Genomic DNA, 17,314 nt, shown 5'->3' with positions numbered 1-17,314 from the left:
TTAAGAAAAGAGACAGCTTGTTGCAGCGAGTCCGACACCGAAGGAGGAAGTATGATGGAAAAACAGCAAGAGCAAAAAGCCCGTAGAATCGTTTTGCTGACCCATGTCTTAGGGTTGATCATGAAAGCCATCGGCTACTTCTTTAGCGGCAGTGCAGTCTTGATGAATGAAAGTATCCATAGTCTGATCGATTGCATCAATCAAGGACTTCTAGCCATCGGTGAAAACCGAGCACAGCGAGGACGCAGCGAACTGCATCAGTTTGGTGAAGGACGAGCGACCTATTTTTTTAGTACTGTAGTTGCCATGACAGTTTTTTTAGGTGGTGGGATTTTAGCGGTTGTTGAAGCCAGCCGTGATCTGCTAGACCCAACCCATGAAGTGGAACAGCTCCAGCTGGTGGCAGCGATCTTATTTGTCAGTTTGTTCATTGAAGTGACGGCTGTTCAAGAGGGCTGGCAAGAAGTCAAAGAACAAAACAAGCAAAACCAGCCCCTCGTTCGTTTCTTAAAAGAAAGCCGCGATTCCGATCTGCTTTTAGGCTTCACGGAAAATTTATTTGCCCTAGGTAGCGTGACGATCGCCATCGCAGGGATCTTATTGACCGCATTGACGGACAATCCAGTATTTGATTCCCTCGGCGGCATTTTAGGTGGATTGTTGCTGATTGCTGCTGCTGTCTTTTTAGCCAAAGAATTTTATAGCCTCTTGATTGGAGAAGGCGCCTCTGCTTCTGATTTAATGGCGATCAAACAAATTTTAGCCGATCCTGCCATCATTCAAATCAAAGATTTGCGAACCCTCCATCTAAGTCCAGAAGAACTTTTGATCGTCGCCGACCTTACCTTGAAGCTAGAACCCGAAGAACCAAGCGTATTTATCGATACCATCGAACAGCGGATCAAACAGGCTTTGCCTGATCTGCGAGTCTATTGCTACATCGAGAGTGAGGAAGTTCCCTCATAAAGTAGAATTAATACGAAGCATTCTTCGGTTGGTGATTTATCATTCAAACGAGGAATGCTTTTTTGGGGTATTGGCGTGCTTGTTTTATATGAACACAATGGATCAATGGCTTGTTTTGCTTCAACCTTTTCTGGCGATCAGGAAGGAGAATGTCAGCGAGATGTCGCAATTTAATTGTTTTTTAGCAATAAACACTTTTTTTGTTCAAAAGTATGTTGTTTTTTGTTAAAATAAAGTAAGGACAGCAAGCGTTCTCTTTTTAAAGTTATTTTTTTGATAGAGTTGTAACATTGTAAATCACAACACAGCAAAAGCTTAGTTTATTAAGAAAACACCGAAACGAGTACCTGTTTGGCATTGCTGACATGCTGCCCAATCGTCACCAAAAGCGGTGGTGCTAATTTTGTTACGACTGTTTTTTTACACCACTTGTGAAGCAAAATCCTTTGCGAACATCTTCATCCATGATAGGTTAGAAGTAGGCCGGATGGTTTTTTCACAAAGTACGTACATAGAAAGATCACTTGCGACGATTAAAAGCAGTTGCTTCATTGCTCGCAAAATGATCGATGCTCAACACACATACCTTTTCCCTCAGCCAGTCAACCTGCGCTTGCTTTTCTTATTGGTTATATTCCCTTCATTCAGCGATCGCCTGAATCGATTCAAATCAAAAAATGACTGTGCAAGGTATCTGTACCAATTTATCCCTTCAGAAACGTGGAAACCCTCGGCAAGAAGTTTACAATTAAAAGGAGGAATTTGATGGAAAAATTTTACCAGCAAAAGACTGAAGAGACCTTGAAACATTTTGAAAGTGACCGCAAGCAAGGCCTAAGCGGGAAAGAAGCCGACAAACGCTTAGAAAAATACGGAGAAAACACGATCCAGCAACAAGAATCCCTTTCTGTATGGGAATTGCTGTGGCATAACTTGAACAACTTGATTGTTTATTTATTGCTAGCAGCTGCGTTACTCTCTTTTGCGATGGGGGAAACGATTGAAGGAATTGCAGTATTGATTGCCGTGGTGATTGCTGTAATGACAGGTTTTATCACAGAATTACGAGCACAAAAATCAATTGATTCTCTTCAAAGCATGATTTACACTACCGCAAAAGTGATTCGTGATGGAGAAGTAATGGAGATCGAGTCGGCAAAAATCGTTCCAGGCGATATTCTCGTTCTGGAAGAAGGGGATGCCATTGCGGCAGATGCCCGCTTACTTGAAACGAGCAACTTTGCCTGTATCGAATCAGCGCTGACCGGTGAGTCAGAAGCTGTTGAAAAAGATGCACGAGAAACCTATGAAGAAGATGTTCCACTAGGCGATCGCCGCAATGTCGTTTTCGCAGGAACTGCGGCAACTCGGGGAAATGCCTATGCTGTAGTGACAGAAACCGGTATGAAGACCGAGGTCGGAAAAATCAGTGACATGCTGACGGGTGACAAAAAGCGTCAAACGCCGTTAGATATCGAATTGGACAAGCTAGGAAAAGCAATCATTATTGCCGCGCTTTTTGCTGCTGTGGCAGTTTTGATCGCTGGGGTCTTGACGAATCAACCATTTGTCGAAATGATCCATATCTCGATTATTTTGGCGGTCGCAGCGATACCTGAAGCAATGCCAGCCGTTTCGACGATCACATTGTCCCGAGGTATGCGGACGATGGCCGAGCACAAAGCACTGGTCAAATCGTTATCAGCTGTTGAGACCCTGGGCGCCACCAGTATCATTGCCAGTGACAAAACGGGGACGCTGACAGAAAACCAAATGACGGTTGCTGAGATCATTTTAGGTTCAGGAGAAATGTTCAAAGTAACAGGAAATGGGTATGAACCCAACGGAAAATTTTACAAGGCAGACTCGGAGGATGAAACCGAGATCGATGCAGCCAATCATGATACGCTGCAAGGGATGATCGAAAACGGTGCTTTATGTACCACCGCCACTTTACGTGAAAACGAAGGGCAATACGAGATCCTCGGTGATCCAACAGATGGGGCGTTCGTCGTTTTAGGTCAAAAAATCGGCATCGATCGCCAAAAAGAGCAGGACAGCGGGCTGAAGAAAATCGCAGAAATGCCCTTTGATTCCGACAACAAATACATGGTGACCGTGTATGAAGGAAAGCAACGGACATTGATCATCAAAGGGGCACCAGATGTCTTGATTGATTTAGCCGATGCTGATGCCAAAGAAAAAGAACAGCTTCATGAATACAATGACACGTTAGCCAGTCATGGGCAGCGGGTGATCGCTGTCGGTTGCATCGAGGATTATCAAGGTGGAACGGACGAAGCAGAGCTGAAAGCAGCACTGCAGGAAATCAAGATCCAAGGCTTTGCGGGCATCGTCGACCCGCCGCGAACAGATGTCAAAGAAGCAGTGAAGGTCGCACAAGAAGCGGGGATCCGAGTGAAAATGATCACGGGGGACCATCCGAAGACGGCATCCATGATCGCCAAAGAAATTGGCTTAAAAGACCATGAAAAAACCATGACGGGTCGTGAGATCGATGAATTGGCAGGGCAAGAAGGCTTTAACGAAAAAATCGAAGAAGTCGCTGTCTTTGCTCGAGTTTCACCAAAAAACAAATTACAGCTTGTGGAAGCGTTGCGTGAAGAAGGTGATATCGTTTCAATGACTGGCGATGGGGTCAACGACGCGCCAGCACTCAACGGCGCCGATATCGGGATCGCCATGGGGATTCGTGGGACAGAAGTAGCCAAAGAATCTTCCGATATGATTTTGACGGATGACCGTTTTGGAACGATCGTCGATGCTATCAAAGAAGGACGCATCATTTTTGACAACATCAAAAAATATGTTTCCTTCCTGTTCTCATGTAATATGGTTGAGATCGTGACGATCTTTTTAAGTGTCATCTTCTTGATGCCCATGCCGATCCAACCGCTGCATATCCTTTTCTTGAATCTAGTCATCGATATTGCTCCAGCCATGGCGTTAGCCTTTGAACCAGCAGAAGACGATATCATGAAGCGTCAGCCACGGTCGAAAGCTGATGGCCTCGTCAACAAGCGCTTCTTAGGACGTATCATTTTAAGTGGGGTCGTGATTGGTTTGGTGGCGTTTGGCTTCTTCAACTTCCTGATGCTGACGGATCACGAGTTGCTTTATGCACAAACAGCAACCTTTACTTTTATGGCAGTCGCGCAATTGATGCATATTTTCAACGTTCGTAAGAGCAGCGGCTTTGGTTTAGACAAAACTCTCTTGAAAAACAAACCGTTGATGGGGGCATTGCTCCTTTCCGTTGGTTTACAGCTTTCGGCGGTCTATGTACCGTTTATGAATGAGCTATTGGATACGATGCCGATTCAAGCTGGCACGTGGGGCATTATCTTCGCAGCAGCAGCGATCTCTACACTGATCGTGATGGGGTTGAAGAAACTCTTCCAATTAAAATAAAATAAATTCTACCGTATTTTTTCGATACTGGAGTAACGAAGATCCGCAGCCTGCTGGTGTACCTTCATCAAAGAATTTCTGATTCGATTCTTGATGAGGTTCCCCTAGCTGCGGGTCTTTTTTGCTTACTCTTTACAAGCAAAAGAAAATGATTTATACTTGACTAGTCAACAGTTGACAAGTCAACGATGAAAGGAGCGGTTTATGCAATGAATTTACGTGAGCTTAGCGGATTGCTGTATCGGATGAAAATCGTGAATCAAGAATTAACGGCGATCTTTGAAAAAGAGACTGGCTTTAGTCTGACCCGTTATCAGTTGCTGCAGTTTTTGAATGAGCAAGGACGCTGTACCCAAAATCAAGTACAGAATGAATTGAAGATCGATAGTGCAGCGGTCACTCGGCATTTGAAGATTCTCGAAGAAAAACAATTTGTGACACGGGAACGAAACAAAGACAATAACCGCGAGATTTTTGTTTCTTTGACACCGAAAGCACAAGCCGATTTGGCTAGTTGTGCTTCAAAGCATGCCAGTTCTGAGGAGTCGTTAGGCATCAATTTGACCGAAGAAGAAGAAGCACAGCTTCTAACATTACTTATGAAATTAGTTCCATGAAAGAAGGCAAACCCATGACAGAATATAGCAATAACAATTTTTCAGAGATCACCTTTGGCCGAAAATCGGTTCGTGTCTATGATGAAACATACAAAATCCCCCATGAAGAAATGTTGACCATGATCCAAGAGTCAACGACAGCACCTTCCTCAGTCAATATGCAGCCTTGGCGCTTTGTCGTTGTGGAAAGCGATGAGCAAAAAGCAAAATTGAAACCGTTGATTCGTTTCAACGTCCGTCAAAATGATACCTCTTCTGCAATGGTCTTGATTTTTGGCGATATGCTTTGTCATGAACTTGGGGAAGAAATTTATAACAAAGCAGTAGCAGAAGGCAAAATGCCAGCAGAAGTACGTGACCAACAACTAGCAGCGATCATTCCGCATTACGAAAATCTTACAAAAGAACAAATGAATGATGTGGTGAAGATCGACGCTAGTTTAGCTGCCATGCAATTTATGTTAGTTGCGCGGGCGCATGGCTATGAAACCAACCCAATCGGCGGCTTTGAAGCAGATCAATTAGCCGAAGCTTTTGGCTTAGACAAAGAGCGTTATGTTCCTGTCATGATCCTTTCAGTCGGAAAAGCCAAAGAATTAGGCTATGAATCCGTTCGGTTAGACGCAGAACAAATTACGACATTTCTATAAGAGGAGGGAAAACGATGGAAATCATTAATGCAACGTTTTACATCAAAGAAGAAAAGCGGGCAGATTTTTTAGCCGCTGTTACGCCATTATTAGCATCGGCGAGAGCTGAGGAAGGCTGCCACGGCTATCATCTCTATGAATCATTGGAAGAGAACAATCGGTTTGTCATGGTCGAAAAATGGGCGAATCAAGAAGCGATCACCGCCCACAATCAAAACCCGCTGCTGCAACAATTATTCCAACAAATGCCTGACTTTGCAGCCAAACCGAGCGAGATCGTTGTCGCTCATCAAGGAGAATAAGGATGACGATTTTATCGACGATTTTGATTGTACTGGTTGCCTTAGAATTTTTCTATATTCTATATTTAGAAACATTTGCCACTACGTCCAAAGCAACAGCGCGGGTCTTCAACGTGACGAAAGCAGAACTTGAACGACCGATCGTCGTGACCTTGTTCAAAAACCAAGGAGTTTACAATGGGCTGATCGGTTTGGGGTTACTGTATAGTATTACCTTTGCTTCAGCGCCATTGGAAATCAGTCGCTTGCTGTTGATCTACATTATCTTAGTAGCTGCATATGGTAGTGTGACTAGCGACAAGAAAATTATTTTGACCCAAGGCGGTCTAGCGATCCTTGCCTTGCTATCCACCTTTTTTTAACCAATAAAAGAAGAAGCCCCCGATCGAAGAAAGCATTTCTATACAATAGAAGCTTTCTTCGATCGGGGGCTTATAATGTTTGGGCAAAGAGTACTCAGAACGTGAAAAAAATGATAGGATAAGAGAAGAGACTAACGATTTTCGGGACGTAAGCTGGTTGCTGCAAATAAGGCTTTTACTAGAATGGGTGTTAAGATCGCAGCTGTGATCACCTCAGAAATTCCATTCGTTATAGCAATTCCACCGAGGGTCACGAATAAAGCCGAAGCATCGACACCATAGGTATTGGCAACTAAGCCAGTATATAAGGTTCCCATTAGGGTTAAGACCAAAACTGTATTGGTGATGGTCCCAAAGATTGCTGCAACAATCGAAGCAGCGACGACTTTTTTGGTCTTTTTGTAAATGATCGTAAACAAGAGACCAGCCACTAATCCAACCAATACACGGGGAACCACCGAGATGATTGGGTTGGTGAAAACGGCAATGTCTAAGGGCGTTGTCGGAGAGGTAAACGCACGAATCATGGTAAAAATACCCCAGACTAAGCCGATGAACATCCCGTCTTTTGTCCCTAAAACGATGGCAGCGACGATCACCGTGATATGGATGATCGTTAAACTAGTGATACCGATCGGAATAAATCCAAGGAAAGGCACCATCGTTTGTAAAATAATAATAGCAGTCAAAATGGCACGAATGACAAGGCGATAGGTTTTGCTTTTTGTATTCATTGTAAAAACTCCTTTTTTTATAATGACACTCGTGTCATTTTTAAGTTAGGTTGATTATACAACAAAATGACACGAGTGTCATTAATAATGTGATGAAAGGAGCCAAAAAAATGGCAAAGAAGCAACAGAGCGAATTGACTACAGCGGAAAAGAAAAAACAACAAAAGCGTGATTTGATTCTTGGAAGTGCCAAAGTCGTCTTTAGTAAGAAAGGCTTGATCGATGCGACAATGAAGGACATTATCGAAGAGTGCGGCATTAGTCGTGGCGGCATTTATTTATACTTTCGTTCGGTGGATGAGATTTTTTTGGCAGTGTTAGAGCAGCGCTCCAAACGAAAATTTGATGATGTACGAGAGATGATCATGGAGCAAGTGCCCTTTGAAACGATTTTAAACAAATATTTTTCCGACCATCGCAAGCGTCTACTCCACAGCATTTCTGACGGTATGCTGCGAGCCGTCTACGAGTATTACTATACGCATAAAACCGAAGCCTCCAGTTCACTGCAGCAAGCACAACTTTCTGAGACGAAACGGACGATCCATGAGATCTTTCAAGTCGGCGTTCAGCAAGGCGTGTTAAAAGATGAAAACTTGGCAGTGATTGCAGAAAACTATATGTTCGTGATTGAAGGATTGGGGATTTTGGCTCTGACCGGTCACATCACAGAACAGACCATTGATGACCAAATCGCTGTAATGAGACAACTACTCCCTTATCGCGAATAACTAAGACAAAAAAACTCGCTCTTTTCTAGTAAACACTAGGAAGGAGCTTTTTTCGTCTGTAAAATTTTTGTGAATCAAGCATATTTTGCAGAAAATTAATGTAATAAAAGTGAAATCTACAACATTATTTATTTTTTCTTAAGAAAAAAGACTTTTTCTATGAAGTTTTCTTGAATAGGTGATATATAGGCATTCACGTGGCGTGTCGATCGCATAGGAGTGGAGAACATGCAATAAAAAAACAGAGTTTATTTGTGTAACTAAAATGTAAATCGCTTACGGAATGGGTTTGTTGCTGAACTATGGTAAAATGAAAATGGTCAAATAAATGAAAAAAAAGTTTTAAAATTGAATTTGGAGGATCAGATGAAGAAGAAAATCTTTGCAACAGTGTGTATGTGTGGCATTGTATTGTCATCATTCGGCGGACCTGTGACCGTTTTTGCTACGAATCACGATCAATTGATCGAACAAAAAAATAACGAGATTGATCAGTTGAGACAGCAACGTCAAAGCGTACAAGGGGAAATTGATTCATTAAATCAAGAAGCAGCAATCATTTTAGCGCAGCAAAGTGATTTGTTGCAAGCGATCGAAGGATTGGATCAGGAAATCAGTCAGTTAGAAGAGCGGATTGCCAAACGCTCAGAAAACATCGAAAAGCAAGCCAGAGAAACACAAGTCAATGGAAAAGGCGACAATTTTCTAACAGCCGTACTAGAAGCTGATTCTGTCAGTGATCTAGTGGGTCGGGTCCATGCCATGACGACGATCATTCGAGCGAATAATGAAGTGATCGAACAACAAAAAGCCGACCAACAAGCAGTTGAACAAAAGCGTGCGGAATCACAAGAAAAAGTGGCAGAATTGCAAGCAGCACAGAGCCATCTGGAAGCACAAAAAGGTGTCTTGGAAGCAAGCCAAGCAGAATTAAATGTCTTGGTTAGTCAGTTAGCCTACGAAGAAGCAACGAAAGAAGAAAAAGAACAGCTGCGTGCGGAAAAAGAAGCCTATGAAGCGGAGCAAGCAAGAATTCGTGAAGAAGCTGCCCGTGTTGCTGCTTTACAAGCCCAAGCGGAACAAGCGGCGCAACAGCAGGCAGAACAAGCTGCAGCGGAAGCAGCAGCCTTGAATGAAGCGGCTGTTCAAGCAGAGGGCACCGAAGCTGACGCAGAAGCAGAGAGCCCAGAGCCAGCGGAAGAGCCAGCAGCACCAGCAGAAACGCAGCCAGAGGAAACGCAAGAATCTGAACCAGTTGAAACACCAGAGGCTCCAGAAGAAGCACCAGTAGATACACCTGAAATTCAAGAGCCAGAAACACCAGTGACACCTCCAGCACCAGAGACGCCAGCGGACAGTGCACCTGCGGTTCCTGCACCAACGCCAGCACCGACGCCCGTTACACCAACACCGGCGCCAACGCCTGCTCCGTCACCAGCACCGATCGTGACGCCGCCAGCACCGATCGTGACGCCGCCAGCACCTTCTGCACCAGCATCAACAAATGGGGCTGCAATCGTGGCAGAAGCTTATAAGCATATCGGAAAACCCTATGTTTGGGGTGCCAAAGGACCGGACAGCTTTGACTGTTCTGGGTTTACTCGCTATGTCTTTTTACAAGTAACAGGGAGAGATATTGGTGGATGGACGGTACCACAAGAAACAGCGGGTACAGTGATTTCCGTTAGCCAAGCACAACCAGGAGATCTATTATTCTGGGGTTCATCAGGCAGCACCTATCATGTAGCCATTGCTTTAGGTGGCGGACAATACATTCATGCACCACGCCCAGGACAAAATGTTTCTGTTGGCAGTACCGCTCATTTTACACCTAGCTTTGCAGTAAGAATGTAAGAAGTAGCTAGCTGTAGTTTTAAGGAGAGACAAATGGAAGAAAGAAAACAGCTTCGTTATCGTGCGAAGAAACAAAAAAGAGGGCTTCTTTACCGTAAAAGTGCGGCGGCAACCGCTGCACTTGTTAGTACGGTGAATATTTTGCCGATGAATGTCTTAGCAGATACACTTGAGTCAGCAGAAACCCAAAATGGTGTTCAAGTAGTTGAAACAGCAGAGTCAACCCAAGACACATCGACGCAAGATTCCGTGAGCATTGTAGAAGATCAAGAAGTGAACGAGGGATCACCAGCAACGCAAGATAGTACCGAACCATCAGAAGCTGAAAGTTCGGATGTAGTAGAAATTCAAGACGTACCCGAAAATGAACCAGCAGATGATGCTTCTGAACAGAATGAAGCAGAAATCGATCGTGACATTCCTGTTCTGTCAGAAGAAGAGCGGATCGCCATTGAAACGAAGGTAATGCCCAACTACAACAATCCAATGGCACGTTCTAATAATCAGCAAGCATTTATTCAGCAAGTAGGACCAATGGCACAAGAAGTGGCGGGGGCAAATGACCTCTACGCTTCAGTTATGATTGCACAAGCGATCTTAGAATCAGGTTGGGGGCAATCCACGCTGACTACTCTTGCCAATAATATGTTTGGTATCAAGGGATCTTACAATGGACAATTTGTAGAGATGCAAACCTTGGAAGATGACGGGAATGGCAATCTCTATCCGATTATTGCGAAGTTTCGTAAATACCCTTCATTAAAAGAATCTTTTCAAGACAATGCGCACGTTTTGAGAACCACCTCATTTTCGCCGGGTGTTTTCTTCTACCATGGGGCATGGAAGTCTAATACGAATTCTTATCGTGACGCGACACAATGGCTGCAAGGACGCTATGCCACCGACACGGCTTATGCAAGTAAGCTAAACAACTTGATTGAAACGTACAATTTGACCCAGTACGATACATCAAGTGGTGGCGGTTCAAACGATAACAACAATAACAACAATAACAATTCTGAACAGGCGATCAATAAGCAATTCAGAACAAATGCAGCACTCAATATCCGTTCGGATGCTTCCACCAGCGCCTCGATCGTGGGTTCATTGGCTGCCAATGCAACATTTGAAGCAGTAGCGCAAAAAAGCGGCACCAGTGTGAACGGCAATACGACGTGGTACCGAATTCAAGGACGTGGCTGGGTAAGTGCCGCTCACGTGACGGAGATCTCATCGAATACGGGTGGGAATGATAACAACAATAATAATGGTAATAACAACGATAATAATAACAGTAACAACAGTGCCGAACAAAGCATCAACAAAGAGTTTCGCACCACCGCTGCCTTGAATATCCGTTCCGACGCATCGACTAGCGCTTCTGTTGTCGGCTCCTTGGCAAGCAATGCAACCTTTCGAGCAGTCGCTCAAAAGACGGGAACGAGTGTCAACGGCAACAATGTGTGGTATCGAATCCAAGGACGCGGCTGGGTGAGCGCTGCGTACGTGACAGAAGTGACCGCTGGAAGTAATAGCTCTGAACAAAGCATCAACAAAGAGTTTCGCACTACCGCAACATTGAATATTCGCTCTGATGCGTCTACCAGTGCCAGAATTGTTGGTTCTTTGTTAAACAACTCCTCTTTTCGTGCAGTTGCGCAAAAGACGGGAACGAGTGTCAATGGCAACAATGTCTGGTATCGAATTGAAGGGCGTGGCTGGGTAAGTGCAGCGTACATTCAAGAAACGAACGCTTCCTCATCAAACAGCTCCACCTATACTGTACGTTCGGGAGACACTCTATGGGGGATTTCGCGACGCTACGGTGTGACTGTGAATCAGTTGATGCAATGGAATAACCTTTCTGGCTCATTGATTCTGGTAGGGCAACGTCTTGTAGTCCGTAGATAAAAAGAAAAAATATCTGTACCCATTTTTCTGGCTATTTGCCAAAATGGGTACAGATATTTTGTTTATTCTTCTTTGAAGCTGTTCATGATCGCTGTTAGTTCCTCTTTTGAAGAGTCATATAAGCTTTCTAACGTCCAGCCATACAACTGAACGTAATTATTTTCGGTTTCAAGTACATAATAAATATAGTGGATATTTAGCCCTTCAACTGTCGCTGGGAAATCAACGAAATAGGCCTTTGTGTCAGGAATTGGTAAAAAGGTGGCCGTCGTATCGAAGCTTGTTGCCAAATTTTCTTGAACCAATCCGAGGTAAGTTTCTAAATCGGCAAAATCCTGTTTCGATTCAACGACTGCAGCTAAATATTTCGTTTCTAACGCATCGGACAACATAAAATCATTGTCAGGATTCAATGAAGTGAAATCAGGTACCTCTTGCCAATTGCTAGGTAAATCGATGGTATAGTTTGTTCCGCTAACGCCTGTGATGGTTTGTTCTGAACTAGGTAAAGCCGTTTCACTGGAAGAGACCGTCGATTCTTGGGCGACTTCGGTTGATGATGTCATAGATAAGCTTGTAGCGCTTGCATTTTCCGTACTTTCTGAAGCTGGTTTCTCCTCTTTTGGCGTGCAGCCAGCAAAAAGAAGTGTGAACCCCAATAAACTAAAAACAACACTTTTTCTCATTATTCTCACGTTCCCCTTTGTTTTTTATTTTCAAATAACCAACATTATTTAGTTAATCGTATAATAGGAAAGGAAATAACGCAATAAAATATTCTCAGTTATTGCATGAATAGAAAAAAATAAAGGATTGTTAAATAGTAAATTTAAAAAATGAAGCGGAAATAACTGACTGTTACCGCTTATTTTCACTTTTTTCTTAGATTGATGCAAAAGTTGATTATAAATACGGGGCGACTTTTGCTATGCTTTAGAAAAGAAAGGAAGCATTAAAAGAATAGTGAAGTTAAAAATTGTGTCGGTTATATCTATAAAATAATAGTGTGTTTTTTATGTATCTATTTGTTTTGAATAATTGTCAGAATTTTGTTGCGAAATACTATGGCTTCTTTCGATACAAAAAAAGCGACATTAGCGACAGTTGGATAGAGAAAGATAGCTTAAAGTGGCGAAGAAATAGAAGAAACATAGGATCAACGTTTAAAAATAATGGAACTAGGGGGAAGGAAATTGTTTTATCAATCAGTAAATGAGTATTTAGTAAAAATGAGAGAAGGATTATCTGCTGAAACCATTAAAGATGAAATGCCATCAGTCTATGCGTACTGGTTAGCACAGGAAGCAGAATTGAAAAAAATATTGAAAAACAAAGACATGGCTTTTTGGATGGATATCCAAAGAGTTCTCTTGATCGATGCAAAATTAGTATTACTTCGAAGTTACATCAATGACTACGATTTTCATGGATTTTCAGAAGATGAGATCATTGCCAATGTGGAACAAGATCATTTTACCTTTAACAAAGAACTGTGTGGCTATAGTTTGAAAGAACAAGTGCACCCATCAATTATTTTTGGTGATCAATAAGCAACGAAAAAAAAACGTTCAAACGAGGAATAAGCTACTGCACTGATTCAAAATAAGACCGATTGATTTGTGGTATGATTGTGATGACAAGTACGATTGCACAAATCATTGCGACAGTTTGAAAAGGAGCGGAGAGGTATGGTTCAATTTGAACGGATCATTTTATTGTTTTTCTTGTACTCATTTATCGGATGGCTTTGGGAAACCATTTATTGCTCGCTAAAAGCCAAGCACTTTGTGTATCGGGGGTTCCTTATTGGTCCGATCACACCCATCTACGGCTTTGGTATTCTTGGCGTTGTCTATTTGTTACGGCCATTGCATGAGCAAGTGATTCCACTGTTCTTTGCGGCAGCGTTATTGGTCACCGTGCTTGAATATGTGACAAGTTATTTACTTGAGCGGTTTTTTCATGCTTCATGGTGGGATTATAAAGAGGTACCACTGAATATCAATGGACGGGTGGCATTGCCGATTTCTCTTTTTTGGGGCGTGTGTTGTGTGCTGATTGTTCGATTTGTTCATCCGCAAATGCTGGAGATCGTACAAACCTTGATTGCTCGGGGCGGATTCTTATTGCCCATTTTCTTATTAATGGTTCTTTCTTTTGATATGGGCTATACCCTTGCTAACTTGGTTGCCTTTCAAAAAGCAGTGCAACAAGTCAATCAAGCCTTTGAACAGCACAAAAAAGAATTGGCTGAAAATATTGAGCAATATAAAAACGATTGGCAAGGGCGCTTCGCAGCGTTTCCAGAAGAATGGCGCGTTTTAAAACAAAATCTACCGAGATTGAATTTCCATCAAAGAAGACTCTTAAAAAACTTTCAAAAGTTAGAAATCAATCAGATAAAAAGCAGTCAGGAATTGTCTCGATTTATTGAAGCGATCCGTAAGAAAAAATAGGTTTGTTACGGTTAGATTACAAAAAATAAACCCTTATCAATGCTGATTCTTCCCACTTCTGACTGATTTCAGTCGGAAAAGACGATGAAAACACCCACTTTTACGATAATTTGTAACAAATTGTAAAGGTCCTGCAATAAAATTCTTCTTAAGAATTTGTATAATAGGATATGTTGGAAACCATAGTGAGAAGTGAGGGAATTTTTTGAAGGCAAAGAAACTACGAACAATCGTTGTCGCTGTCTTTGCGGCAGGAATCGTTTCTCCAATCTTTGCGCAGGCTGAGTCACTTGAATCATTGCAAGAGCAAGAAAGTGCCGTCATGCAGCAAAGTCAGGAAATCAGTACGGAAGTACAGATTGCATTGACTGATGTGAATGCGAAATACAGTGAGGTAGAAGAGCTAAAAGCTCAAATCGCTGAAAATGAAGAATCATTAGCAACAACCAAAGCAGAAATCAAAACTGCACAAGAAACAATTGAAAAGCGTGAAGCTGTCGTTGCGGAACGTATGAAAGACATCCAAGTCAATGGCGGGGCTACCAGAGATTGGACGGTACTATTAGAATCATCCAACATCCAAGATTTTATCAATCGTGCCTATGCGATGACGATGTTACAAAACTTGGAAAAAGAAAAGATCGATTCATTGACAGCAGAAAAAGAAAAGCTGGAAGCTTTAGAAGAAAAAGCACAGTCAACACAGCAATCATTGAAAGAAAATCAAACCGCATTAGAATCAGAAGCCAAAACACTGGATTCAAAAATTGCGAATCTACAAGCCCAATTGAAAGAAAACGAAGCAACCTTGGCACAAATCGCTTCCAGCAAAGAAGCTGAAACAGCTCGCTTAGCTGCTGAAAAAGCAGCAGAAGAACGAGCAGCCAAAGAAGCGGCGGAACAAGCAGCGAAAGAAAAAGCTGAAAAAGAAGCAGCCCAAGCTGCGGAACGTTCAAGCGCTTCTGAATCCCAAGCGTCTGCTTCATCTAGTAGCAATACGACTCAAAGCAGCAGCTCATCATCGAGTAGCTCTTCAAGCAACAACAATAGCTCAACTAACAGCTCAAGCAATACAAGTAACAACAGTAATAACAATAGCAACAACAGCAATACAAGTAGTGGTCGAACATTGATGATGGAATCAACTGCTTACTCGTATAAAGAAGCTGGCTCTAGTTTCTTTACAGCAAGTGGTACAGACTTACGTAAAAATCCAATGGCAGTTGCCGTTGATCCAAGCGTGATTCCCTTAGGCACCTTAGTCAATGTTGAAGGCTATGGCGTAGCACTAGCGCTTGATACTGGTGGCGCGATCAAAGGAAACATCATTGATGTTCACTTTGATAACGTCGCACAATGTATCCAATGGGGACGTCGTCAAGTAAAAGTGACAATATTAGATTAAGCAACAGAGAAGACCTGATCCCTGAGGTCTTCTTTTTTTGCAAAAAATTCGGGCTCTTTGTCAATAAGTCTAATGATAATAAGTCAAGTTGAAGATTGAGAATATTTTTATTGTGTAACCTGTTTTGAAGCGCACTTAACTAGCCCCGGCCAAAATCAATTTTTTTGGGGTATTTCAAAGGTTTGCGTCAATAACAGAATGTTATTTATCTATCACGCTCCTTGGTGGCGTGTATAGTTGATGGTTACGTAGTAGCGTATCCACCAGACGCGTAAATTTTCTTGCGGTTAAGACAAGTGCTCGTTTGTTTTTATGTTTTGGGACCTCTTTACATTTGCTTTGATAAAAAGCTTTATATTCAGGAAGATAGTTTTTTACAGAGTTGGCAGCTTCAACTAAGTAGTATCTAAAATACCGATTCCCTTGTTTTGTCAGAGGTGTATTTTGTGACTGATAGTTACCAGATTGTTTGACTTTCCAACATAAGCCTGCGTATTTTGCCAATTTTGTTTAGTCTTTAAATCGTTCAATTTGACCGATTTCAGCGATTAATCCAGCAGCGTACACCTTTCCAATACCTGGAACACTGGTCAAACATTGATATTCTGGAATAACGACAACTAATTGCTCGGTTGCTTTATCCAAGTCTTTGATGCTCTTTTCAAGTGCACGAATTTCACGTACAAGAACACTTAGAACGACATTGATGGATTCTTGTGCAAGACTACCTAAACGATAACTCATGGTAATTGCACGTCGAATCGATTTGGCAATTTTTTCTGGATCTTTAAAGTGACCTTTTCCTTTTTCTTGTAGTAAGTCACAGAAGGCTTCCAAAGGAAGCGCAGCCAATTCATCTAGTGTGAAGTCCTCTGTCATAAGAGTAATGACAGTGGCACTAAAGAGACTTGTCGATTCGTCGCGCATTTCTCGAGCAAGTGTATTGCATTTGTACGTTAGATTTTCCAGAAAGTGTTGTTTTGTACGAGTCAATTGCTTAATGAGTTGATAGCAAGTGCGTGTTAAGCGCTGTAAAGCCATGTACTTCTCTTCTTTGAAAGGAGAAGTTGTGAACCATTGAATACGCAAGAAATCAGCAATTCTAAACGCGTCATTTCGATCAGTCTTATCCTCATCAAACATGCGACTGAATTGTTTCATTCGAAAAGGATTTTCAATCGTCGCAAGTGTATTGAGTTTTTTTAGCACTGTATCTTCATGGAAAAACATCGAAGGATGAAAGCTGTACATGGACGTTGATTCCATCCCAATAACGATTTGATCGAAGTGATAGTTTTCATTGAACTCAAGAATCAGTTCTCGTGTTAATGAAGCGCCTTCAATGTCATTAGCAACAGAGTTTTCAGTCAATATAGATAGCTGATCGTCATCTGTTAGGAAGCAAACATCTAATTTTTCAGAACTAACGTCAATACCAACAAATAATTTCATGGAATAAGGACCTCCTTTCAATATAAATTGTGGAAAATGCTTCGATACTGTGGGATTCCCCAGAAACTCACTGTGTGGCTACGACCTCGCCTAATAGAATACGGTGATAAAAGGGCTAGAAGCTGCCTTCCAAACTACTATTTGGAAGTCTAGCACTTTATCGAAACAGCTAATGAGTTGGTAGTAAACACAGTGCTTTTGGTAACAGACTTATGAAGGTAGACAAAGCTACAGGACTGATTAGCAAATTCCCGTTGGATCCTTTCCATATATCCATTGTACTCTGAGAAATCACACAATAACGAAACAAATTCCGGAAGGAATGTGTTATTCAAAAAAATTTGTGTTTTATAAACACTTTAAAAGAAACTTACTTGGCAAAATATATTTTACGAGGACTGATGAGTTGTACAAAATCAAATCTGGGTCAGAATGAACCTCA

The 17,314-nt window shown here is 42.1% G+C and carries 14 protein-coding genes and 1 pseudogene; 12 read left to right on the top strand and 3 right to left on the bottom strand.

Features of this window, described 5'->3' with window-relative positions; genetic code table 11:
- Positions 1-51 precede the first annotated feature (51 nt).
- From ECA1_RS15980 to ECA1_RS15955, 6 genes are all read left to right on the top strand, one after another.
- Positions 52-966 (top strand): cation diffusion facilitator family transporter, encoded by a 915-nt coding sequence (locus ECA1_RS15980; RefSeq protein WP_060793039.1) that lies wholly within the window; start codon positions 52-54, stop codon positions 964-966.
- A 765-nt stretch (positions 967-1,731) separates the two neighbouring features.
- Positions 1,732-4,398 (top strand): cation-translocating P-type ATPase, encoded by a 2,667-nt coding sequence (locus ECA1_RS15975; protein WP_060793038.1) that lies wholly within the window; start codon positions 1,732-1,734, stop codon positions 4,396-4,398.
- 209 nt (positions 4,399-4,607) lie between these two features.
- Positions 4,608-5,015 (top strand): MarR family winged helix-turn-helix transcriptional regulator, encoded by a 408-nt coding sequence (locus ECA1_RS15970; protein WP_008378808.1) that lies wholly within the window; start codon positions 4,608-4,610, stop codon positions 5,013-5,015.
- 14 nt (positions 5,016-5,029) lie between these two features.
- Positions 5,030-5,665: a nitroreductase family protein gene (locus ECA1_RS15965; protein ID WP_008378805.1), complete on the top strand. Its 636-nt coding sequence runs from the start codon at positions 5,030-5,032 to the stop codon at positions 5,663-5,665.
- A 14-nt stretch (positions 5,666-5,679) separates the two neighbouring features.
- Positions 5,680-5,967, top strand: coding sequence for a putative quinol monooxygenase (locus ECA1_RS15960; protein ID WP_016608137.1), 288 nt, complete (start codon positions 5,680-5,682; stop codon positions 5,965-5,967).
- Positions 5,968-5,969: 2 nt separating this feature from the next.
- On the top strand, positions 5,970-6,329 hold the full coding sequence (locus ECA1_RS15955; protein ID WP_016613516.1) for a DUF1304 domain-containing protein: 360 nt from the start codon (positions 5,970-5,972) through the stop codon (positions 6,327-6,329).
- A gap of 131 nt (positions 6,330-6,460) precedes the next feature.
- On the opposite strand, the gene ECA1_RS15950 is transcribed toward ECA1_RS15955, so the two are convergent.
- The gene (locus tag ECA1_RS15950; protein ID WP_005234954.1) at positions 6,461-7,063 is read right to left on the bottom strand and encodes an ECF transporter S component; all 603 of its coding nucleotides are present in this window, start codon (positions 7,061-7,063) and stop codon (positions 6,461-6,463) included.
- A 110-nt stretch (positions 7,064-7,173) separates the two neighbouring features.
- Between ECA1_RS15950 and ECA1_RS15945 the strand changes: the two genes are divergently transcribed.
- The 3 genes from ECA1_RS15945 (at position 7,174) to ECA1_RS15935 (ending at position 11,559) form a co-directional block, all read left to right on the top strand.
- Complete coding sequence (locus ECA1_RS15945; RefSeq protein ID WP_060793037.1) at positions 7,174-7,794, top strand: TetR/AcrR family transcriptional regulator; 621 nt, start codon at positions 7,174-7,176, stop codon at positions 7,792-7,794.
- Between the two features lie 366 nt (positions 7,795-8,160).
- Entirely contained in the window at positions 8,161-9,648 is a 1,488-nt protein-coding gene (locus ECA1_RS15940; RefSeq protein ID WP_060793036.1) for a C40 family peptidase, read from the top strand.
- Between the two features lie 33 nt (positions 9,649-9,681).
- Positions 9,682-11,559: a glucosaminidase domain-containing protein gene (locus tag ECA1_RS15935; RefSeq protein WP_060793035.1), complete on the top strand. Its 1,878-nt coding sequence runs from the start codon at positions 9,682-9,684 to the stop codon at positions 11,557-11,559.
- A gap of 62 nt (positions 11,560-11,621) precedes the next feature.
- On the opposite strand, the gene ECA1_RS15930 is transcribed toward ECA1_RS15935, so the two are convergent.
- Complete coding sequence (locus ECA1_RS15930; RefSeq protein ID WP_060793034.1) at positions 11,622-12,245, bottom strand: hypothetical protein; 624 nt, start codon at positions 12,243-12,245, stop codon at positions 11,622-11,624.
- A gap of 486 nt (positions 12,246-12,731) precedes the next feature.
- Between ECA1_RS15930 and ECA1_RS15925 the strand changes: the two genes are divergently transcribed.
- The 3 genes from ECA1_RS15925 (at position 12,732) to ECA1_RS15915 (ending at position 15,420) form a co-directional block, all read left to right on the top strand.
- Positions 12,732-13,109, top strand: a complete 378-nt coding sequence (locus ECA1_RS15925) for a DUF7006 family protein (RefSeq protein WP_016608130.1) — start codon at positions 12,732-12,734, stop codon at positions 13,107-13,109.
- A gap of 138 nt (positions 13,110-13,247) precedes the next feature.
- On the top strand, positions 13,248-14,015 hold the full coding sequence (locus ECA1_RS15920) for a putative ABC transporter permease (protein WP_060793033.1): 768 nt from the start codon (positions 13,248-13,250) through the stop codon (positions 14,013-14,015).
- A gap of 205 nt (positions 14,016-14,220) precedes the next feature.
- On the top strand, positions 14,221-15,420 hold the full coding sequence (locus ECA1_RS15915) for a 3D domain-containing protein (protein WP_060793032.1): 1,200 nt from the start codon (positions 14,221-14,223) through the stop codon (positions 15,418-15,420).
- Between the two features lie 201 nt (positions 15,421-15,621).
- Here ECA1_RS15915 and ECA1_RS15910 read toward each other — a convergent pair.
- Positions 15,622-16,872, bottom strand: a pseudogene (locus tag ECA1_RS15910) (IS110 family RNA-guided transposase).
- Positions 16,873-17,314 lie beyond the last annotated feature (442 nt).

The organism is Enterococcus casseliflavus NBRC 100478 (assembly GCF_001544095.1).
Lineage (GTDB): Bacteria > Bacillota > Bacilli > Lactobacillales > Enterococcaceae > Enterococcus_D > Enterococcus_D casseliflavus.
The sequence above is the reverse complement of the archived record's forward strand: the minus strand, read 5'-3'. Positions and strand labels throughout refer to the sequence as shown.